At 43.3% G+C, this 21,902-nt stretch carries 17 protein-coding genes and 2 tRNA genes; 11 read left to right on the top strand and 8 right to left on the bottom strand.

Annotated features, from left to right (window positions below; all coding sequences use genetic code 11):
* The 3 genes from FTU42_RS03640 to FTU42_RS03650 all read left to right on the top strand — a co-directional run bounded on the left by FTU42_RS03640 (position 1) and on the right by FTU42_RS03650 (position 2,674).
* Positions 1–1,722 carry a PepSY domain-containing protein gene (locus FTU42_RS03640; protein WP_180083041.1) on the top strand — a complete coding sequence of 574 codons (1,722 nt, stop codon included), beginning with the start codon at positions 1–3 and terminating at the stop codon, positions 1,720–1,722.
* The gene (locus FTU42_RS03645) at positions 1,719–2,057 is read left to right on the top strand and encodes a DUF3325 domain-containing protein (RefSeq protein WP_004280521.1); all 339 of its coding nucleotides are present in this window, start codon (positions 1,719–1,721) and stop codon (positions 2,055–2,057) included. The genes FTU42_RS03640 and FTU42_RS03645 overlap by 4 nt, the downstream gene beginning before the upstream one ends.
* A 98-nt stretch (positions 2,058–2,155) precedes the next feature.
* A complete protein-coding gene (locus FTU42_RS03650; protein WP_180083042.1) occupies positions 2,156–2,674 on the top strand; it encodes a tetratricopeptide repeat protein in 519 nt (172 codons plus the stop codon).
* Positions 2,675–2,708: 34 nt separating this feature from the next.
* Here FTU42_RS03650 and FTU42_RS03655 read toward each other — a convergent pair whose 3' ends face one another.
* Positions 2,709–3,737 (bottom strand): DUF4917 family protein, encoded by a 1,029-nt coding sequence (locus FTU42_RS03655; protein ID WP_257225548.1) that lies wholly within the window; start codon positions 3,735–3,737, stop codon positions 2,709–2,711.
* Positions 3,738–3,960: 223 nt separating this feature from the next.
* On the opposite strand from FTU42_RS03655, the gene ahcY reads away from it, so the two are divergent.
* The 6 genes from ahcY (at position 3,961) to FTU42_RS03685 (ending at position 13,984) form a co-directional block, all read left to right on the top strand.
* Positions 3,961–5,343, top strand: a complete 1,383-nt coding sequence (gene ahcY, locus FTU42_RS03660) for an adenosylhomocysteinase (protein ID WP_180083043.1) — start codon at positions 3,961–3,963, stop codon at positions 5,341–5,343.
* Positions 5,344–5,525: 182 nt separating this feature from the next.
* Positions 5,526–6,362 (top strand): methylenetetrahydrofolate reductase [NAD(P)H], encoded by an 837-nt coding sequence (gene metF, locus FTU42_RS03665; protein WP_180083044.1) that lies wholly within the window; start codon positions 5,526–5,528, stop codon positions 6,360–6,362.
* 107 nt (positions 6,363–6,469) lie between these two features.
* Positions 6,470–7,180 (top strand): 16S rRNA (uracil(1498)-N(3))-methyltransferase, encoded by a 711-nt coding sequence (locus tag FTU42_RS03670; RefSeq protein ID WP_180083045.1) that lies wholly within the window; start codon positions 6,470–6,472, stop codon positions 7,178–7,180.
* Between the two features lie 177 nt (positions 7,181–7,357).
* Positions 7,358–10,234: a bifunctional diguanylate cyclase/phosphodiesterase gene (locus tag FTU42_RS03675; RefSeq protein ID WP_180083046.1), complete on the top strand. Its 2,877-nt coding sequence runs from the start codon at positions 7,358–7,360 to the stop codon at positions 10,232–10,234.
* Positions 10,235–10,374: 140 nt separating this feature from the next.
* Positions 10,375–12,654: an NADP-dependent malic enzyme gene (locus FTU42_RS03680; RefSeq protein WP_180083047.1), complete on the top strand. Its 2,280-nt coding sequence runs from the start codon at positions 10,375–10,377 to the stop codon at positions 12,652–12,654.
* A gap of 94 nt (positions 12,655–12,748) precedes the next feature.
* On the top strand, positions 12,749–13,984 hold the full coding sequence (locus tag FTU42_RS03685; RefSeq protein WP_074383390.1) for a multifunctional CCA addition/repair protein: 1,236 nt from the start codon (positions 12,749–12,751) through the stop codon (positions 13,982–13,984).
* 92 nt (positions 13,985–14,076) lie between these two features.
* Here the strand turns inward: FTU42_RS03685 and epmA are convergent, their stop codons facing one another.
* The 5 genes from epmA to greB all read right to left on the bottom strand — a co-directional run bounded on the left by epmA (position 14,077) and on the right by greB (position 17,315).
* Complete coding sequence (epmA, locus tag FTU42_RS03690; protein ID WP_180083048.1) at positions 14,077–15,051, bottom strand: EF-P lysine aminoacylase EpmA; 975 nt, start codon at positions 15,049–15,051, stop codon at positions 14,077–14,079.
* Positions 15,048–16,115, bottom strand: coding sequence for a 4-phosphoerythronate dehydrogenase (locus tag FTU42_RS03695; protein WP_180083049.1), 1,068 nt, complete (start codon positions 16,113–16,115; stop codon positions 15,048–15,050). Before FTU42_RS03695 ends, epmA begins: the two co-directional genes overlap by 4 nt.
* Before the next feature lie 179 nt (positions 16,116–16,294).
* Positions 16,295–16,384: transfer RNA gene (locus tag FTU42_RS03700), tRNA-Ser, on the bottom strand.
* Positions 16,385–16,642: 258 nt separating this feature from the next.
* Positions 16,643–16,732 (bottom strand) — tRNA-Ser (locus FTU42_RS03705).
* An 88-nt stretch (positions 16,733–16,820) separates the two neighbouring features.
* Positions 16,821–17,315: a transcription elongation factor GreB gene (greB, locus tag FTU42_RS03710; protein ID WP_005097688.1), complete on the bottom strand. Its 495-nt coding sequence runs from the start codon at positions 17,313–17,315 to the stop codon at positions 16,821–16,823.
* Positions 17,316–17,676: 361 nt separating this feature from the next.
* Between greB and FTU42_RS03715 the strand changes: the two genes are divergently transcribed.
* A complete protein-coding gene (locus FTU42_RS03715) occupies positions 17,677–18,792 on the top strand; it encodes a transglycosylase SLT domain-containing protein (RefSeq protein WP_005097690.1) in 1,116 nt (371 codons plus the stop codon).
* Positions 18,793–18,890: 98 nt separating this feature from the next.
* Here FTU42_RS03715 and FTU42_RS03720 read toward each other — a convergent pair whose 3' ends face one another.
* Positions 18,891–19,277 carry an SCP2 sterol-binding domain-containing protein gene (locus FTU42_RS03720; protein WP_004280536.1) on the bottom strand — a complete coding sequence of 129 codons (387 nt, stop codon included), beginning with the start codon at positions 19,275–19,277 and terminating at the stop codon, positions 18,891–18,893.
* A gap of 203 nt (positions 19,278–19,480) precedes the next feature.
* Positions 19,481–20,407 carry a tRNA 2-thiocytidine(32) synthetase TtcA gene (gene ttcA / locus FTU42_RS03725; protein ID WP_005097691.1) on the bottom strand — a complete coding sequence of 309 codons (927 nt, stop codon included), beginning with the start codon at positions 20,405–20,407 and terminating at the stop codon, positions 19,481–19,483.
* A 500-nt stretch (positions 20,408–20,907) separates the two neighbouring features.
* Between ttcA and FTU42_RS03730 the strand changes: the two genes are divergently transcribed.
* Positions 20,908–21,780, top strand: coding sequence for a lytic transglycosylase domain-containing protein (locus tag FTU42_RS03730; protein ID WP_180083050.1), 873 nt, complete (start codon positions 20,908–20,910; stop codon positions 21,778–21,780).
* Positions 21,781–21,902: the final 122 nt, after the last annotated feature.

Raw genomic sequence — 21,902 nt, forward strand, 5'->3', positions numbered from 1 at the left:
ATGAGAGTAGATGCAAAACAGGAAGGGCCACGCCAGTCGATGTCATGGTTGCATACCTGGGCCAGTCTGATTTTAGGCTGGCTTTTATATGCGATTTTTTTAACTGGAACTTTAAGTTTTTTCCAGAATGAAATCAGCATCTGGATGAAACCGGAATTTCATCAGTCAGTCCCACAAAAGTCCCAAATCGAACAGACCCGTGTCGCATTGGCTTATCTGCAACAGCATCATCCGGATGCCGGCAGCTGGGCAATTCAGCTGCCTAACTCACGCCAGAATACCACCATACTGAATATTCGCGGTGCCGGTGAAGATCCGCGTGCCCGTCGTGGCGGTACCCGCCTAACCATTGACAGTGCAACCGGTGAAGTGCTGCAAGCCCGTGAAACACGCGGTGGTTCATTCTTATACCGTTTTCATTTTGAACTGTACGGACTGCCCCGAATCTGGGCGCGCTGGATTGTCGGCATTGCAACCTTGCTCATGCTGGTGGCGATTATCAGCGGTGTGATTACCCATAAGAAAATTTTTAAGGATTTCTTTACTTTCCGTCCTGGCAAAGGTCAGCGCTCCTGGCTGGATGCCCATAATGCAACGGCGGTATTTGCCCTGCCGTTCCATATCATGATTACCTTTAGCGGTTTGTTACTGCTGCTGTTTACCCTGATGCCTTGGGGTGTCAGCCAGATTTATGAAAATCGAGGCGCATTTCTGCAAGATCAACGTAAGAGCTTGATTCAGGACAATAGCGTTCAGGCTGAATCCGGTGATAGTGACCAGCGTCGACTGCGTGGCGAGGGAGAGAGTCGTAGTGAACGTGGTGATATGTCTGCACGGAGTGAAGCTCGCCGTTCGCGTGGTGATGCACCACCTGCACGCCCTGCGCCATTGGCAGACTTAGCGCCCATTCTTGCAGCAGCAGAAAAGCAATGGAAAAACAATCCGGTTGCTACAATTAACATCATCCAGCCAAATACCGCCAAAGCTGAAATTGAACTTCGTGCCTTAAATGGGGTCAGCCTAGCCTATCGCAATGTTTATCCGAGTCTGGCTTTCAATGGCGTGACGGGTGAATTAAAGCCGGATCAAACCACACTGAAAACACCTTCAGTTGCAAACGGTATTTATAACGTATTTACCACATTGCATGAAGCACGTGGCGTGGACTTGGCTCTACGCTGGTTATTGTTCATGTCTGGTGTGGTCGGCACATTCATGATTGCGACTGGTTTGATTCTGTGGTGTGTCAAACGCGCACCACAACAACAAAAGCAAGGCTATAAATCTTTTGGTTATCGTCTTGTGGAAGTGACTAATATCGCGGCAATTATTGGTTTACCGATTGCCTGTGCCGCCTACTTTTATGCCAACCGTTTTATTCCGGCAGACATGGACATGCGACTGAACTGGGAGATTCGTAGCTTCTTTATCGTCTGGTTGTTGACCTTAATTTACGCCATAATTCGTAGCAATCGACAAGCCTGGCTAGAGCTACTCGTGCTTGCCACTGTGGCATTCGCATTGTTGCCAATCATTAATTTCCTGACTGGCGGTCAGACGATCTGGAATACCGTCCTGAATGCTCAATGGATGATTGCTTCTTTTGATCTGGCGATGTGGGTGCTTGCTATCCTGTTCTGGTTTGCATTCAAGAAAGTGAAAAATCATAAAAGCTTGCCACCGAAAAAATCCAAAGTGATGCTCAAGGAGAATCAGGCATGATGTTCTTCTTATTGATTTGGGCTTTGACATCTCTCGGTTTGTTTGCGCTTGCCGCATCCATGTCCAAACATCAAAAACAGATCTTTGCTCAAGAATTAGATACGTCCAAAACCAGACTGGCCAGCATTCTTGGCTGGGTAATATTGATTCTGGCACTTATCCTGTGCCTGTTCGCTGGAACGATCAGCAACATGATCAGTTATTGGCTCGGCAGTTTGACTTTTGCGGCCCTGGTCGTAGCTTTAAGCCTGAGTTATCTGGAAAGTAAAATTAAACTGATTACCTCAATCTGTGCGGTGATTGCCGTCATTTCAGGCATCATTTGTTTAATCTAAAGTTCTAATTTACCCATCCTCATTTGAAAAGCTGATCTTCGGATTGGCTTTTTTAGTTTAAAGCATTAGTCTACGCATAATATTTTTGAGATGTTGATATGACCCAGCGTGTTTCTCCCTCTGCTGCCCTGACCAATCTTGCCTTAGCAGGCAATGCTAAAGCGCAATTTGAATTGGCTGAACTGTATATGCAAAGCGAGCATGATGATGACATCATTCTGGCTGAAGAATGGGCATTGAAAGCTGCCAACGGCGGACTGGTTGATGCAATGTACTGGTTAGGTGAAGGTTATACGGTTTATGCCAAAGAACTGGCAGAAGAAGATCCGGAAGAATCTAAAGCTCACTTTGAGTTAGCCTATTACTGGTTAAGTAAAGCCAATATCGAGAAGCACCCTGCTGCGACTTTAGAGTTGGCCGGTTTCTACCGTCGCGGTGATGTGATTGAAAAAGACGTGGAAAAATCGATTGCTTTGGTCAAACAGGCTGCGGAACTTGGCGAAGTTCAAGCAATGCGCGATCTTGCATTTATTTATGCCAATGGTTTAGGCGTAGATGGCGATGAAGAACAGGCTGAGTTCTGGACTCAAAAAGCAGATGCTGCTGAAACTAAATAAGTAAGAAAAGCCCGTCAGATGATGGGCTTTTTATTTAAGGATTATTCCAACAACCTGAACTTTGGCTGTCAAAAAATTCTACTTCGATATTTGGAGCTACTTTTTCATTTTTTATAAGCCTATAAATTCGATGGCACTCTTCCTGATTATTTTGAAATATAGAAATAGCCACCTTACCTGATTGGTTGTTCTTAAATATCTGCTTTACCAAATGTGATTCCTGCTTGCCTAAGCTCCAGCCATAAATGACTAAATTAGCTTTTTGAGTTATTAAATCTGGTAGAACTTCATAGAAAATAGTACTCAAATAGGGACTACTTTTTATAGATTCAAGCTTTTTAGTTCCCGTACCCTCGGCAACAAATAAAGGAATTTTATTATCTTCCCATTGTGAAGTAATAACTTCTAACAAATCCTCAAAATCCCCTCTTTGAACTTTAGTTTCGGTATTTTTTGCATCTCTGAAAATAGATAAATTACCATGTTGATAAAGACTCAAAGTTACTTCTTTTTCCTTACGAATAGGATTTCTCAAATCTTGCCAATTATTTCTAAATAGCCCGCTACCTTGAAAACAATCTTTAAATCTATGTCCATCTTCATTTCTATTTCCATACATTAAAATCCAATACAGGATTAAATCGTAATTAAGGGAGACTACTGTTCTAAATTGTTTTGTAAATTGATATAGCTGAGGTAATTGATCCGCGATATCAGAATGTTCACAATGAACTTCCTTCACCACTTTAATAAGAGCTTGTTTTATATTTTCGTAAGCTGAATCAAGTTTTTGATCAATTATTCCCAAATGCTTATTTATTAACTTCGCATGCCAAACCAATCGTAAAATTAATTCAAAATCAGATGTATCAAACTCAATAAAAAGTTTAGATATATCATCATTAAAAAGTCTTAATTTTTCAGCCTCTTCTTTTAAAGAATCAAAACGAAATTTTTGATGCAAAGCAACACTCGCCCCATTACCAATAATTAAATTGCCATTCTCATAATTATCCTTAATTTCAACCCAGTCTTTGATTGCATACTCAAAACCATCAGTCATAGTTTATTCTCAAAATTTTCTTATTAGTCAGATATTAATCAATTTAAGATTGGAACAAAATCAATTTCCAAGTACAATACTGCGCTAGTCGAGGGATGCTGCGACGTTTTACAGGTACTAAATGTAAAATCGCTAGGCTCGACCATCGGTCAGACATTCGTTCTGATCAACAACGGCATCCGCGAACAGAACGATCCAATCTATTTTTTCCTAGGAGATCCTGATGAACGCGGTTACTGCTTCATTTACAGATTACAAAGTTGCTGATATTTCACTTGCTGATTACGGCCGTAAAGAAATTAAACTTGCAGAAGCTGAAATGCCAGCCCTAATGGGTCTGCGTAAACGCTATGCTGCTGCTAAACCACTTGCTGGCGCTAAAATCTTGGGTTGTATCCACATGACAATCCAAACTGCTGTTCTTATTGAAACACTGGTTGAATTGGGCGCCGAAGTTCGCTGGACTTCATGTAACATCTTCTCGACTCAAGATCATGCTGCTGCTGCAATTGCTGCTGCGGGTATTCCTGTGTTTGCCTGGAAAGGCGAAACTGAAGAAGAATACATGTGGTGTCTTGAACAACAGATCAATGTCAATGGCAAACCTTGGGATGCCAACATGATTCTTGACGATGGCGGTGATTTAACGCTACTTGTTCATGAAAAATACCCAGAAGTGATTGCTAAAATCCACGGTGTCACTGAAGAAACAACGACAGGTGTTCAACGTCTGTATGAAATGCTTCGTGATAGCACTTTAAAAGTTCCTGCAATCAACGTAAACGATTCTGTTACTAAGTCTAAGAACGACAACAAATACGGTTGCCGCCACTCTCTAAATGATGCAATCAAACGCGGTACAGATATGCTTTTATCTGGCCGTCGTGCACTTGTAATCGGTTACGGTGACGTAGGTAAAGGTTCTGCGCAATCACTTCGTCAAGAAGGCATGATTGTACGCGTAACTGAAGTTGATCCAATCTGTGCGATGCAAGCATGCATGGACGGTTACGAAGTTGTTTCTCCATACAAAAATGGCGTGCAAACTGGCAAGAAAGAAGACGTGAATCTTGATCTTCTTCAAAACACTGACCTGATCGTGACTACAACGGGTAACTACCACGTGTGTGACTCGGCAATGCTTGATTCATTAAAAGCGGGCGCTGTGGTATGTAACATCGGTCACTTCGATACTGAAATTGATACAGCTTACCTACGTGGCTACAAGTGGGTTGAAGTGAAACCTCAAGTACACCAAGTGTATCGTTCAGAAAATGAAAACGATTACCTCATCCTTTTATCTGAAGGTCGTTTGGTGAATCTTGGTAATGCGACTGGTCACCCGTCACGTATCATGGATGGTTCATTTGCCAACCAGGTATTGGGTCAAATGCACTTGTTCGCCGAAAAATTTGCTGATCTTCCTGAAGCTGAAAAAGCTGCGAAAATCCGTGTAGAACTTATTCCTAAGAAATTAGACGAAGAAGTTGCTGCTGCGATGGTTGCAGGTTTCGGTGGTGTCTTGACTCAATTGACTCAAGAACAAGCAGATTACTTAGGCGTTGCTGTTGAAGGTCCGTTTAAAGCGGATGCTTATAAATACTAATTTTTGTTTTTACCTCTCCCTAGCCCTCTCCTAAAAGGAGAGGGAAACTTCTATTGTGAAAATAGTTAGAAGGTAAGTCTTAAAGACTTTAACTATCGTAATGAAAGTCCCTTCTCCCTCTGGGAGAGGGTCAGGGAGAGGGTTAAGAATTAATATAAGTATTTATAAAAAAGGATTTCAACATGTCTAAGCAAATTCCAATTTCATTTGAATTCTTCCCGACCAAAACTGATGTAGGTGCGGAAAAACTCAAAGTTGTGCATCAAGAGCTACAACTCTTAAATCCAGAATTCTTTTCTGTAACCTATGGTGCCGGTGGTTCAACCCGTGAACGCACCCTATCTACCATCAATGACTTTAATGGCAAAGGTGCACCTGTTGCCCCTCATCTGTCATGTATTGGCGATGATAAAGTGCGTATTGCAGAACTGCTTGATCTGTACAAATCACAAGGCATTGACCGTATTGTTGCCCTCCGCGGTGACTTGCCATCAGGTCAGGTTGGTTTGGGTGAATTACCCTATGCCGCTGATCTGGTTCGCTTTATCCGTGAATATTCAGGCGATCATTTCAAGATTGAAGTCGCAGCTTATCCGGAAATGCATCCTCAGGCAGAAAGCTTTGATCAAGACATCCAGCACTTTGTTGAAAAAGTACAAGCTGGTGCCAATGCAGCATTAACCCAGTTTTTCTTCAATCCAGATGCTTATTTCTACTTTGTAGAGCGCATCCAGAAAGCCGGAATTGATATTCCTGTCGCGCCGGGCATTATGCCAATCACCAATGCCAGCAACCTGATCCGCTTTGCGGACGGTACCGGTGCCGAGATTCCACGCTGGATTCGCAAGCAACTGGCAACCTATGGTGATGATACTGCCAGCATCAAAGCCTTTGGCCACGAAGTTGTGGTTAAATTCTGTGAGCGTCTACTTGCAGGTGGCGCACCAAGCTTGCACTTCTACACCATGAACACCACTGATCCTACACGCCAACTTGTAAAAGACTTAGGTCTAGCATAAGTTTTTAGGCTGCATTGATCTCACCCATTTTCTCCCTTTGAGAGAAACACAAAGAGGGTGTAAATGCAATGCAGTCTTGTTTTGTTCCATCTGAGAGTAATCCTTACATGCCACGTTTTTTTATTGAAGCAGACTTAAATGTTGATACTACGGTTGAGTTAACGGAAACCGTTTTTCATCATTGGGTAAAGGTATTACGCGCTCAAGCGGGCGAAGCCGCGACCCTGTTCAATGGACAGGGTGGCGAATATGAAGTGACCTTAACTGAGGTTGCTAAAAAATCAGCCACAGTATCGGTCAATGCATTTAATCCCACCAATCGCACACCCAAGTTCCAGGCCTTGCTCGGTCAGGTGATGAGCAAAGGCGACCGCATGGATTATGCGATTCAAAAAGCTGTGGAATTGGGCGTTTCCGAAATTCAGCTGCTGACTTCGGATCGTTGTGAAATGCGCTTGAAGTATGATCGTGACCAGAAAAAACTGGATCACTGGCAAGGGATCGCGATTGCAGCATGTGAACAGTGTGGACTGAATATTGTGCCTAAAATTTTAGCACCAATATCACTTGAAAAATGGTTGGAAACCGAGCTACCCAAGACCAAACTGGTTTTGGCGCCCAATAAAGATGAAACAGATGTACTGGCAGATGCGACCCTGGATATTGCACTGCTGATTGGCCCTGAAGGCGGTCTCAGTGAGGCAGAAATTACAGCGGCAAATGCAAAAGGTTTTCTAAACTGGTGTATTGGTGAACGCGTACTACGTACCGAAACAGCCCCTGTCGTGGCCCTTTCAATTTTGAACTATAATCTCTAGTTCATCAGGCCAGTAAAAATTTGTCTTTAATTTTGTTGATTTTTATTTCTAAGACCTCTAATCTTGACGAAAGAATAATAACTATTGATGAGTTAATTTTACACATTTCCTGGAGTTTTTTTTATAAGAACAATACATAGGGAAAAACGTTTAGGATGAATACAGGCATTGAATCACATGGTTGATAAGCAAGACGACTATATCCAGCAGCATTTGCATCATGCTCAGATTGCGAACACACTTCGCCATAGTCGCTATTTTTTAATCAGTATAATGGTGATTTGCCTTTATATTTTTTGTATTTATCACCTTCAATATCGTCCTTCCAATACCTATTTTAATACCTGGTTTATTCTGACCGAGCTACTGGTCAGTATGTGCTGGTTGGTGAGCACACTTTATTTTAAGCCTGAACAATATGATTTGAAAGGCGCACATCGCTGGTTACAGATTCAGAGTCTTGCTGTCGGGAGCTGTATTGCTGTCGGTATTTATACAATTTATTACTATTTGCCGCAGGCCAATCCCGCATTCGAAGATATTGAAGCACTGACCTTGTCTGCTCTGCTCCTGATTGTGACTCAGGCATTTGGGCTGACCTATCTGACCCAAAAACTCAGTTATTTCTGCCTGGTATTTTTACCCTCTTTATTCCCTTTTTTATTGTCGCAAATTTATCATGTCAGCCTTTCCAATCCCTTCTTCGGTCTGGCCTTAAATTTTGCGGTGATTGTCATTCTGCTGTGTGCCAATAGTAGTTATCGTATTCATCGCCGGACATCGCGCTTGTATGCAGAAAACAGTCTGCTGGTTAAAAATGCCGAACAGCAAGTGGCCTGGACTGATGAGCTGTGCCAGCAACTGCAAACTGAAGTCAATAAATCCAAAGATATTGAATTACAGTTACAGCTCAACAATCAATTACTGGAACAAAAAGTACGAGAACGTACCTATGATATTGAACAGATTAATTATCATTTGAAAAATCAGCAACAGAACCTGGATCTTGCCCATGAGATTGCCGGCATTCGCCCATGGGACTGGAATATCAAAGACCGTCTCATTACATTAACCAATCATAAAGATGAAAAAATTCTGCGTGATTCCAAAGATCATCATCTGCAATTAGAGCATCTGATTCACCCTGATGATCTGGACTATTTTAAGCGCAACATGAAACAGCATTTGCGTGGTCAGATTGAGCGTTATGATGCCACTTACCGGATTCTGCTCAGTGATGGCAGCTGGAACTGGGTGCATGATATTGGCCGCGTGATTAGCCGTGATCCTAAAAATAACAAACCTTTGCGAATGGTAGGTATTCGTCGTGATATTCAGCAGGAACGTATTTCTCAAGAACGTTTAAAACTGGTTGCCAGTGTACTGGAACAGGCCGCGGAAGGGATTTTTATTCTCAATCCTGAACTGTATTATATTGATGTCAATCCTCACTATGAATACCTGAGTGGCTTTGAGCGTGAGCAGATCATCGGTAAGTCTTTATTCGATCTTGTTGCACAAAATAAAGCTGAACAGCGCAGCAACCATGCCAGTATTATCAAACAGCTTCAAAAGATTGGCTCCTATGATGGCGAGGTATACGCCAAATTCATGTCTGGCAAACAATCCGCCTTATGGTTACACATCAATGCCGTCACCGATGATGAAGGCCGGATTACCCATTATGTCGGGATTGTCTCGGATCTGACCGAACGCAAATTACAGGAACAGCGCCTGTCTTATCTGGAAAATTATGACCCACTGACCGATTTACCGAATCGTTTCTATTATAACTATCAGCTGCATCAATATCTGGTCTCGCAAAAAGACTCCATTCAGCAGATGGCCGTGATTCGCCTGAATATCGATCGCTTCCGTCCATTAAATGAATATCTATCCAATAATGGCGGGGACGAACTTTTACGTCAGGTCGCGCAGCGCCTGCGCATGAATAATGCAGAAGCCTTGTTTGTGGCGCATCTGAATGGTGATGATTTTGCGATTATCTATGAGATTTCACATATTCGCCCTTCAGTACAGCGACACTGTGAACGCATCGCTCAGGCATTTACCACTCCATTTAATATTTACGGTCAGGATTATGTGATCACGCTTTCCATGGGCGTGGCATTTTATCCAGATCATGGTCGTCAACTCGATTATTTAAACAACTGTGCCGAACAGGCCCTGAACGAAGCTAAAAATCTGGGGGGCAATACCATTCACTTTTATTCTAATCAAAGTGATGGCCTACAAGAAACGGGGATTTTTCTGGAACGGGATTTGCGTAAAGCCCTCCAGAATAATGAGCTGATTGTTTATTATCAGCCAAAAATTAATTTCAGTGATCAGCGCATTTATGGCTTTGAAGCCTTGATTCGCTGGAATCATCCCGAAAAAGGCATTATTCCACCCGGCTTGTTTATCCCTTTAGCCGAACAGACCAGCCTGATTTCAGATATTGGCCGTCTGGTCATCCAGCAGACAGCCAAACAGATTCGCCAATGGAACAATCTGGGCTTTAATCATATTTGTGTATCAGTCAACGTCGTGGCGCAGCAATTGCGCCGCGGTCAGTTACTCGATGATCTGGATCAGGCCATTGCCGATAACCAGATTTCAGGTGCCAGTCTGGAACTGGAAATTACCGAATCGTCTTTAATTGAAAATTCGGAAGCAGTCAAAAACCTGCTGAATGAAATCAAACAGCGACAGATCCATATTGCTCTGGATGATTTTGGCACGGGTTATTCATCCCTGTCCTATCTTGCTGATTTCCCGATTGATACCCTAAAAATTGACCGCAGCTTTGTGTCCAAGATTGGTGAAAACAAACAGGAAGCCATTGTCAGTGCCATGGTGGCGATGGGTAAAGCCATGGGCATGACCGTAGTGGCGGAAGGCATCGAGACTGAAGAGCAGTTAGCATATCTGCGTGATTTAGACTGTGATATCGCTCAAGGATATTTATTCTCCAAACCGCTGCCAGAAGAGGACGCCACTGCGTATTTGACACAAAATATGACCAATGATTCTTATACTTATCAAGTCTAAGTTTATACCCTACCCCAATAAGATTGTTGGAAAAACGGCCGTCTTTGGCTGTGCGAACTGGCGAACAAATGGTATATTCGGGGACATAAATAAATTTTTTACCCGCTGACCGGGTAATCTTTACAACGATCGAGAGACTGATGGACGAACAATCTTTAAAGCAACAGGCCCTTTACTATCACGAGTTTCCTACCCCGGGGAAAATCAGCGTTACACCAAGCAAACAATTGGTCAACCAACGTGACTTGGCCCTTGCTTACTCGCCTGGCGTAGCTGCACCATGTCTTGAGATTGAACGCGATCCTTCAACTGCTGCATTGTATACGGCTCGTGGCAACCTGGTTGCTGTAGTGACCAACGGTACTGCCGTGCTTGGCTTGGGTAATATTGGTCCTTTGGCTTCTAAACCAGTGATGGAAGGTAAAGGCGTATTATTCAAAAAATTCGCTGGCGTTGATGTATTCGATATCGAAATTGCTGAAAATGATCCAGACAAAATTGTGGATATTGTAGCTGCATTAGAACCGACTTTTGGCGGGATTAACCTTGAAGATATCAAGGCGCCAGAGTGTTTCTATATCGAGCAAAAATTGCGTGAACGCATGAATATTCCAGTATTCCATGATGATCAGCACGGTACTTCGATTATTGTTGGTTCTGCGTTACTGAATGCCCTGCAAATTAATGGCAAAAAAATTGACGAAATCAAGATTGTGGCATCAGGTGCGGGTGCTGCTGCACTGTCTTGTTTAAATCTGCTTTGCGCTCTGGGTGCTAAAAAAGAGAACATCATCGTTGCCGATTCACGCGGTCTGCTGACTACACATCGCGAAGGCCTGGATGAATCTAAGAAAGCCTATGTACAAGACATTGAAGCCACTCAGCTTGGTGATGTGATCGCGGGTGCAGACATGTTCCTTGGTCTTTCTGCTGCCGGCATCCTGACCAAAGAAATGGTTAAGGTGATGGCCAAAGATCCGATCATTTTTGCACTGGCGAATCCGGATCCAGAAATTCTGCCTGAACATGCACACGAAGTTCGTGATGATGTGATCATGGCCACTGGCCGTTCTGACTATCCAAACCAGGTCAATAACGCACTTTGCTTCCCGTACATCTTCCGTGGGGCATTAGACGTTGGTGCAACCACGATTAACGAAGAAATGAAAATTGCCTGTGTACATGCAATTGCGCGTATGGCACACGTCGAAGCGGATGCTGCAACCTATGGTGAGAAATCGGCATCATTTGGCCGTGAATACCTGATTCCGGGTCCACTGGATCAACGCCTGATTCTTGAAATCGCGCCTGCAGTGGCACAAGCAGCCATGGATTCAGGTGTAGCAACACGTCCAATTAAAGATTTCTCGCATTATCGTCAACGTTTGTCTGAGTTTGTCTATAACTCGGCATTCGTGATGAAACCGATCTTTGAACAGGCGAAATCGAATCCTAAACGTATTGCCTATGCGGAAGGTGAAGACCTGCGTGTACTTCGCGCCGTTCAAATTGCAGTCGATGATGGTTTGGCGATCCCTATTCTGGTCGGTCGTCCAGCCGTGATTGAAGCCAATATCAAAAAATTGGGTCTACGTCTTGAAGATGGCGTGAATATCACGATTGTTGATCAGGAAAAGAATCCGGATTATGAGTTGTTTGCAGACGATTATTACCAGATCATGCAGCGTAAAGGCGTTACGCCTGAATATGCACAGCGTGAAGCGCGTCGTCGCTCTACCTTAATTGCATCGATGCTGGTCAAACATGGCATGGCAGATGGCATGCTCTGTGGTACTTATTCAAGCTACGACATTCATCTGGACTTCGTCAGCAACATCATTGGCAAAAAAGAAGGTCATAACACTTTCTTTACCCTAAATGCCTTGATGCTTGAAGATCGTAACCTGTTCATTGCCGATACCTATGTCAACACCAATCCAACGGCTGAACAGCTGGCGGAAATGACCATTCTGGCTGCTGAAGAAGTGCGCCGTTTTGGTATGACCCCACGTATTGCCCTGCTTTCTCACTCAAGTTTCGGTTCAGACCAGCATGATGCCAGCGCGCAAAAAATGCGTAAGGTATATGACATCCTGTCTGAAATAGCGCCTGAGCTAGAAGTGGAAGGTGAAATGCACGGTGATGCTGCACTGGATGAAAATATTCGCCAGTTTGCCTTCCCAAACTCACGTTTTAAAGGTTCTGCAAACTTACTGATCATGCCGAATCTGGATGCTGCCAACATTTCGTTTAACTTGTTGAAAGCAACTTCAGGCAACAACGTGACGATTGGCCCAATTTTGTTGGGTGCTGCGAAGCCGGTACATATCTTGACTCCGACTGCGACTACGCGTCGCGTGGTGAACATGACTGCACTTACCGTTGCAGAAATCCAGCAAGCGGAACAAGACGCACTTTAATCCAATGACAAGATAACGACGCATCCGCCTCGTTTCTTAACTTGAGAAAACCTCTATTCTGTAGCATGATGCTTGTAAGAATAGAGGTTTTTTCATGCAAGTTTATTTAGTAGGCGGTGCAGTTCGGGATCATTTGCTCGGACACCCCTATCACGAAAAAGATTATGTGGTCGTTGGTGCAACTCCGGCGCAAATGCTTGACTTAGGCTATCAGCCCGTAGGCAAAGATTTTCCTGTTTTCCTACACCCCAAAACAAAAGAAGAATATGCACTGGCCCGTACCGAACGTAAATCCGGCACCGGTTATCATGGTTTTGACTTTCATACCGATATCAGTGTGACCCTGGAACAGGATTTGATCCGTCGTGACCTGACCATTAATGCCATGGCGATGGATGATGCCGGTCAGATTTATGATCCTTATGGCGGTCAGCAGGATTTGAATAACCGGGTGCTGCGTCATGTTTCCGATGCTTTTGTCGAAGATCCATTACGGGTGCTGCGAATTGCCCGTTTTGCGGCCCGCTATACCAGTGCAGGTTTTGTGATTGCGGATGAAACTTTAGCACTCATGCAGCGCTTGACGGAATCCGGTGAATTGAATGCATTAACACCGGAGCGGGTCTGGAAAGAAACTTCACGTGCCTTAACAGAACGTCATGCTGATGTGTATTTTGAAGTATTGCGTCAATGTGGCGCTTTAAAAGTCTTATTTCCTGAGATAGATGCCTTATATGGTATTCCGCAACGTCCTGAATATCATCCGGAAATTGACTGCGGTATTCACACCATGATGTCCTTGCAGCAGGCGTGTCGTCAAAACTATAGCCTGGATGTACGTTTCGCCGTTTTAGTGCATGACTTGGGCAAAGCATTAACCCCGGTTGAAGAATTACCGCGGCATATCATGCATGAAGAACGTGGCATCAAGCCGGTCAATGATCTGTGTGATCGCTTAAAAGTACCGACCTATACCAAGCAACTGGCGTTGGCAGTATGTAAAGAGCATCTGAAATGTCATCAGGCATTTAATCTCAAACCCGGTACTTTATGGCGATTATTGCAGCGTCTGGACGTTTTACGTCGTCCCGAGCGTGTCGAAGCTTTTGTACAGGCCTGTGAATGTGATTCACGTGGCCGTTTAGGACTGGAAGATCGTGCCTATCCACAAGCGCAATATGTACTTGATGCCATGCAGATAGTACGTGCCATTAAAGCACAAGACCTGCCTGCCGATATTCAAGGCCCGGATATTGGCGAAATGCTGATTGAACGGCGTATTCAGGCACTGGGTGAACTTAAAGCCCAACAAACGGTATCTATTGAATAAAGACAAAGCACCCGAGGGTGCTTTTTTATTGCTTCAATCGTCTGGTGCAGAGACCCAGCCCTCTAAAGAGCTTAAGGAAAATCAAATCCCGATCAGGAAATATCCGCTGGGAAAGTCACGACCTGCTCCAGTTTCATCTGATTGGTCGCGATCATGAGCAAGCGGTCAATTCCCAAAGCAATCCCTGAACATTCTGGCATATTCGGTAAAGCCGCCAGTAAATACTCATCAATAGGCATAACATGCAGCCCAAGTCTGGCCCGCTCTGCATTATCCGCCTCAAAGCGTGAGCGCAAAACTTCGGCATCAATCAGCTCATCATAGGCATTGGCCAATTCTAAACCTTCGATATACAACTCAAAACGTGCAGCGACCAGCTCCCCATCTTCATCGATTCGGGTTTTCGCCAGAGAGGCCATTTCAGGCGGGAAATCGGTCAGGAATACTGCGGTATCAAAACCGAGACTCGGCTCTACCATATGTGAAAATAACAGGTCGATATAGCCGAGCCGATCCTCACCCAAATCCAGATTTAGACCGACACGACGACAGCAGTCTTTCAGTTCCTGCAAGGTCGCTTGCAATGGATTAATATCCAGACGATCTATAAAGGCATGTTTATAGCTCAAAATGGTTGGACGGATTTCAGCAAAACGTGCTTTAAGCGTCACATTAAGCAGATCGGCTACTTCGAACATCAAATCTTTTAAGCTAAAGCCCGGGCGATACCATTCCAGCATGGTAAACTCGCTATTGTGCTTACGCCCATGTTCATCATCACGGAAGACTTTACAAATCTGGTAAATAGGCCCGCTGCCAATAGCCAATAAGCGCTTCATGGCAAATTCAGGTGAGGTTTGCAAATAATGCGTATTCAGTTTACCTAGCACATGACGCTGGGCCTGTACCGAGGCCAAATGCACATCGGTCACACCGGCTTGAGACAAAATCGGTGTTTCCACCTCTAATACATCCCGCTCAGCGAAAAACTGACGGATTTGCGCATATAAAGTGGCTCGTGCACGCATGGCATTCATGTCACAAGTAGGCTGATAAGTCATCGTCATGCCTTCGGCCCACCGTGTGCTGCCCACTCACGGTGCAGTGGATAGGTTTTACGTAAATGGTCAAAGGCCTGCTGATCGATTTTACCTGCTTTGAGACAGGCACGTAGATTGGCATCGTCACGAGCAATGTCATAAATTTGGGATAAATGCTGTTGCAATGCCATTTTCAAATCCTGTCCCTGAAAAAACTGCTCACAGACAGGCAGCTGGGTTTCAAACTGTTTATTGGCTGCAAAACCGAAAGTTTGACAAAAAGCTTCGTAGATCATCTGGGTACCACGCGCCTTGCCCTCCAGGCTATAACCGGCAATATGCGGAGTCACCAAGGTTACTAGATCCAGAAGTTCTGCTGAAATCACCGGCTCATGCTCAAAAACATCCAAAATCACGGTTCGTTGTGTCGCTTTAAGATCCTGGATCAGGGCGGCCTCTTCAATCACTGGCCCACGTGCAGAATTAATCAGAATTGCATCAGGCTGCATTTGCACTAATGTAGCCGTATTGAATAAATGGTAAGTTGGATAAAGACCCGTTTGAGTTAAAGGGACATGAATCGAAATCGCATCCGCTTGCTGCAACAATTCATTAAATTCAACTTGATCGACCTGCGTTCTTTGAACCAAAGGATCATAGCCAATCACGCGCCAGCCCAAAAGTTTTGCCATATAAGCCAGACGGGTTCCAACATTACCCAAACCGACTATACCCAGGCTAAATGTTGCATTGGCATCTACTAACTCAGGACGTACATGCAGTAATGCGGTAATGACATATTCAGCCACGGCTTGTGCATTACAGCCGGATGCATTGCTCCACTGAATCCCATGCTGTTCCAATACAGCAATATCCAGATGATCTGTACCAATAGTGGCACTGCCTACAAACTTGATCGAACTATTCTGTAGCAGTGCTTCATTGACCTGAGTCACTGAGCGTACCAATAATGCATCTGCATCCTGAACATCCTGTGCCATTAAGTTACGGCCTGGACAATGACGAATGTCTGCAAATTCAGAAAAGAAATAATCGGTAAATGCCAGATTTTCATCTGCGACAATTTTCATAATGAGATCCATATGATGCTTGGGCATATGATAGCGCGTTGATGTCTCTGACTCTATATTTGGCACATGCGTCCATTTTTCAAGTTTTAAGCTATGAGCTGGTTATTGATGAATAAAATATTGAATCATTGCTGCCTAAAATGAAAAACCCCAATCTTTCGACTGGGGTTTTTAGAATTTGGCGGAAGCGGTGAGATTCGAACTCACGGAGGACTCACACCCTCGTCGGTTTTCAAGACCGGTGCATTAAACCGCTCTGCCACGCTTCCTTGGCCGCCATCATATAAATAAATCGGATTTTTGGCAATAAAATTTAGCAAAACTTTTAGCAAAAGCTGTTCATTCAGTTAAAAATCAGTCGAAACAAAAGCTGAAATGTATTTTTATTTAAAGAGGTTAATACTTAAACGATGCCAAGAGCTATTTAATTCAAGATAAAGCAACGGCATGAATCAGAATTAGCTTGATAATGAATATAAAAATAAAGGCATAAAAAAACCCAGTCAATTGACTGGGTTTTTCGAATTTGGCGGAAGCGGTGAGATTCGAACTCACGGAGGACTCACACCCTCGTCGGTTTTCAAGACCGGTGCATTAAACCGCTCTGCCACGCTTCCATGGCCGACATGATATAAACAAAAATCACGCTTGGCAAATATTTTCATGCTTTCACTGCATCAATTGCACAAAATAAAATCAATTCCATTAATTTGCTGAATTTTCTGGTTTTTCATAACGAATTGAATTGATGAACCAGCGTTTCTTTCCAGAAGGTGTCAGCACTTCAGCCTCATCATCTACCTGCTTGCCCAACAACGCGCGTGCCATGGGCGAACTGATCGAGATATGCTGCGGATGATGATCGTAAATTTCATCGACCCCGACAATACGTAAATTTTTCTGCTCGCCTTCTTCATTTTCAATCTCGACCCAAGCTCCAAAATAGACCTTGCCTTCCTGCTCTGGAGAAAAATCGATGATTTTTAGCTCTTCAAGACGCTTGCCTAGGTATCTGACCCGGCGGTCAATCTTACGCAAAATTTGCTTGTTATATTGGTAATCGGCATTTTCCGAACGGTCGCCGAGACTCGCTGCCCAGTTCACTTTTCTGGTGATTTCCGGCCGCTCTTCATGCCAGAGATTCTTAAGTTCTGCCACCAATTTATCGTGTCCACCACGGGTGATTAAGTTGGATTTCATACGTCGTGCTGATCAAATTTTCAGTGTATTAACTTACAAACAGCTTATTTTATTTACCATTTCAAAACAATGAAAAAATTCAAAAAAATTCACATTATATTTCAGTATCTTAAAATTATTTTTAATAATAATTTGTGTACAAAATTTGACAATCGTTTTTTAGATCATTAATATGCCACCTACTTCCGGAAATGCTTACTTTTTAATCTATGTAGTTTTTCTACATAATGATGCGTAAATCTCTTGTCATTTTGAATGACGTCATGACTGCCCAACCCTTATTGAATTTATCAAACTGTTAAAATTTCTGGCTATGTTGGCTGTGATTTTTAGGGCATAAATTACTTGTAGCGGAGACAACATGCACAGTAGTTCATCCACTGGGTCGAGGCTTTGCCTACGATCTGTAATTTCTTCTCTCCCTTTGAAAGCACTTGTACTGAGCACTGCATTTATTCCCTTTCACAGTATCAATGCAAGTAAGACCACACTTCAGTTTGATCATGTGGTCAATAGCAATAAGCTGACCGTGGTTGCAGTCGAAAATCCGACTACCGTATTTCAGGATGGACAACATCTGCATGGCTTCGGTTATGACCTGGTGCGCAACTATGCCAACAGTCTGAATGTGAAACTGGATTTTAAAATTGTCCCGAATAATGCCACTGCACTGCAATGGGTTGCTCAGGGCAAAGCCAATCTGGCCATGACCACCACCGATTTAGGTGAAATTGAAAATAAGCGCCTGACTTCATTCTCCGCCACCTGTGGTGATCAGTCTATTTTGGTGAGTAATGGCTTGAATACCAATTTAAATCTGGTATTTAAATCTGCCACAGATCCCTTGAGCCAGACTGCTAGTGCTTTTATCTGTAAAGGCAAACAAAGTGGTGCCATCAAGCAGCTTGCTTCATTTTATAATCAGAATGTGGTGAAAGAGGAATCTTGGACAGCCATTCAACGTGATTTGAGCAACCGGTTACCGATCTATAAAGCAAGCTTTAAACAGACAGCGCAGCAATATGATCTGGATTGGCATTTATTAGCTGCCATTGGTTATCAGGAATCTTATCTGAAACCGAACTCGGTCTCTCCGACAGGTGTTCGCGGTTTGATGATGCTGACCAATAGCACTGCTAAAGCAATGGGTGTGAGCAATCGTACCGATCCAGCCCAAAGCATTCAGGGTGGTGCCAAGTATTATGATCAAATGCTGAGCCGCTATGAGCATATTCCTTATCCGGATCGCAACTGGTTTGCACTGGTCGCTTATAATATGGGCCCAGGTGCAGTGAATCAGTTACAAAAACGCATTCAGTCACAAGGCAAGAATCCAAATAACTGGGTCAACCTCTATGCCTATCTGGATCAGAATAAAGCCAATAACGGCCGCTATCGTCAGGCAGTACAATATGTAACCCGTATTCGTGCTTATTTGGAACACATCAAGACCACACCACAATTGGTGAATATCTAAGGTCTGATGAGCTGGATTTTATTCTATCCGGCGATAAAAAAAAGCTTACCTCAAGGGTAAGCTTTTTTTGTGCTCATTTCAGCTGATGTTCAGCAAAATTAAGCTGTCGTATTTTCAAGTACTTTCTTGAATAGATCTTTTTGTTCCTGACTCGGTTTGGCAGTTTGAAGTGCCATCAATTGAGACATATCACCCTGTACTTTGATTTTACCGGTCATAAATGCCTGCATGGCTGCGGCCATATCAAACTCCAGAAAAACTTTACGTAACGTTTCGCCGTCCATATTCAAAGTCGTTTTGGCATTTGAAGACAAACCTTTTTTAATTGCTCCACCATCTAAAGATAGTTCAGTATTACCTGTAGTGTCCGCTACAACCAAATTAATCGCCAGGTTCGCCAAAGCTGGTGGCAAGTTTAAATCACCAGCTTGCGCAGTAAGTGTTTCTACAGTTGAAAACCAATCATCAGTTAAAAAAGCAGGCATGATCTTTCCTCAAATTATTTGTTCATTTGTGTCGACTATCCAGACGACATCATGTTGAAGCTATTATGCTCGTGCTTTGTTATATCATGATCATTAGCGCAAAGGCTAACGAATTTTGTACGCGTCGTTCAATTTTTGTAGTTCTATTTTTATTTGTTTTTCATACAGACATCAACCCGAAGGCTGATATCTGCGTACTGAAATTATTCTGCGGCAAAGCCCAGATTGACCATATTAATCCGGCGTTTCTCGCCTTCCAGCGCTTCTTCAGTCGAACAGCTGTCTTTGAAATCAAATTCGCGCTGGCTGTCCAGCACTTCAAAGTCAAACAATTCACGATCGACCAGCTGTGATGGCGAGACATTTTGCAATGCACCAAAAATACTGTGCAGACGTTTTGGATGTGCCTTATCCCAATCACGTAACATGTCATTGATAATTGCGCGCTGCAGGTTCGCCTGAGAGCCACATAAATTACATGGAATAATTGGAAATTGACGCATTTCTGCATATTTGATGATGTCTTTTTCTTCCACATAAGCCAGTGGACGAATCAGAATGTTCTTTTTGTCAGAAGACAACAGTTTTGGTGGCATGGCCTTCAAGCTGCCGCCATGGAACAGGTTCAGGAAGAAGGTCGCCAGAATATCATCACGGTGATGCCCCAGCGCAACCTTGGTCGCACCAATTTCCTGGGCAAAGCCATACAAAGAGCCACGGCGTAGACGCGAACAGACGGCGCAATAAGTCTTACCTTCCGGGGTCAACTTTTTGGTGATGCTGTAGGTGTCTTTTTCCAGAATGTAATACGGAATGTTATTTTCTTCTAAATAACGTGGTAATACATCTTCCGGGAAGCCTGGCTGTTTCTGATCCAGATTCACCGCCACGACATCAAAGTTGATCGGTGCGATACGCTTGAACTGCAACATGATATCTAACAGGGTGTAACTGTCTTTACCACCTGAAATACACACCATGACCTTATCGCCTTCTTCAATCATTTTGAAGTCACGAATGGCATGTCCGACCTGGCGACGCAGCTTCTTCAACAAACGATAGTAGGCTGAGCTTGTTGGCAGTTCAGGTTTGAAATTAAATCCTTGTTCGGACTCAACTGGCGAGTACATAGACGAGATTCACCCATAAATAAAAATACCGCGCAATTTTAGCCGATTCAGGCCCGCATCGCATCAAAAGAATTTATTTTCATGCAAATGTCATATTAGTTTCATTTTCATGTTTTATTTAGATTGATATATTGAACGTTTCAGTTCAATTAATCAGCAAGATGCCTAGTTTTTGGACTTTTCCACAGTTGTCCACAAAAGCTGTGGATAACTTTGTGGATTGAAACGCACTTGACAAGTTCTTCGTCTCAAAAGATAAGGCTTTTCTTTAAATTGATCACTTTTTAACCAATTTAATTATTAATAAAAATCAACCAGTTAAACCTGTCAACCCTAAGGTTTTAAATTAAATCATATTTTTTTTTCTAACTCTAAAATGTAAAAAATGGCTTGCACTTACAAACTCGTTTATAAATGCAGCGTACAAGTCTTTTCATTCCGTAATTTTTTGTTAAACTCATCATTAAATTTTTCTCGATTGTGTTTACCTAATATAAACAATGAAAATAAATTTGCGTGTTTTGGGGTGTCATGGGATCAGTGCTGTGCTATTGGCGAGTTGTTGCCAGTTGGTCTATGCCGGTCAAACCATTTATCAGTTGCGCGATAGCAATGGCAGCACCTTATTAACCAATAAGAAAAGTCGCTATAACCATCTTCAGGTTGAAAAGAAGACCTATTATCCAGACAGTAATATTCATAGTTATAGCAATTGGGGTTCCAGTGAAGCTTCGGTCTTGCCGAGCTATAGTAGAAATAAAAATGCTTATGATTCGATTATTCGCCAGGCAGCGCAAACCTATGGTGTCTCTGAAGGCCTGATCAAAGCCGTGATGCATACCGAGTCCGGTTTTAATGTACAGGCTCGTTCTCCAGTCGGTGCACAAGGCCTGATGCAACTCATGCCGGCGACAGCACGTCGTTTTAATGTCAGCAATGCCTATGACCCGCAGCAGAATATTATGGCCGGGGCCAAATATCTGGCCTGGTTATTGAAACGCTTTAATGGCAATACCACCTTGGCACTGGCAGGTTATAATGCCGGCGAAGGCAATGTGGCCAAATATAAGGGTGTGCCACCTTTTCGTGAAACTCAGGACTATGTCCGCCGTGTCAGCAGCCGTTATCAGAACTTGTACGCACAGGGACTGGGCAGCACCAGTGGTACATATACCGCTTCTTCTGATACTGGTCGTGTCATTGCCAGCTCTGCCAATTATTCAACTGAAACCACGACGGCGTCCAATGTTCAGGCGGCAAAATATCAGCGTCAGATCATTGCACGAGCAGATGGTAACTTCACTGATGCACCGATGGGTTCTTATGCCAATGCCAATGCGACAGCATCTGCAAAAATATATTTAAGTGAGTAATTTTGAAACAGCTTTGTTTTTAAAGACCTATCTTTCAATATGGACAAAAAACATACTGTCTTTTTGTAGCGAATTGCTATTTTTTTCTTGAAATCTTATCGATTTCACCTCATATTGATTTC

The sequence above is a fragment of the Acinetobacter sp. YH12102 genome, from assembly GCF_013419125.1.
In the GTDB taxonomy this organism is placed as follows: Bacteria; Pseudomonadota; Gammaproteobacteria; order Pseudomonadales; family Moraxellaceae; genus Acinetobacter; species Acinetobacter pseudolwoffii.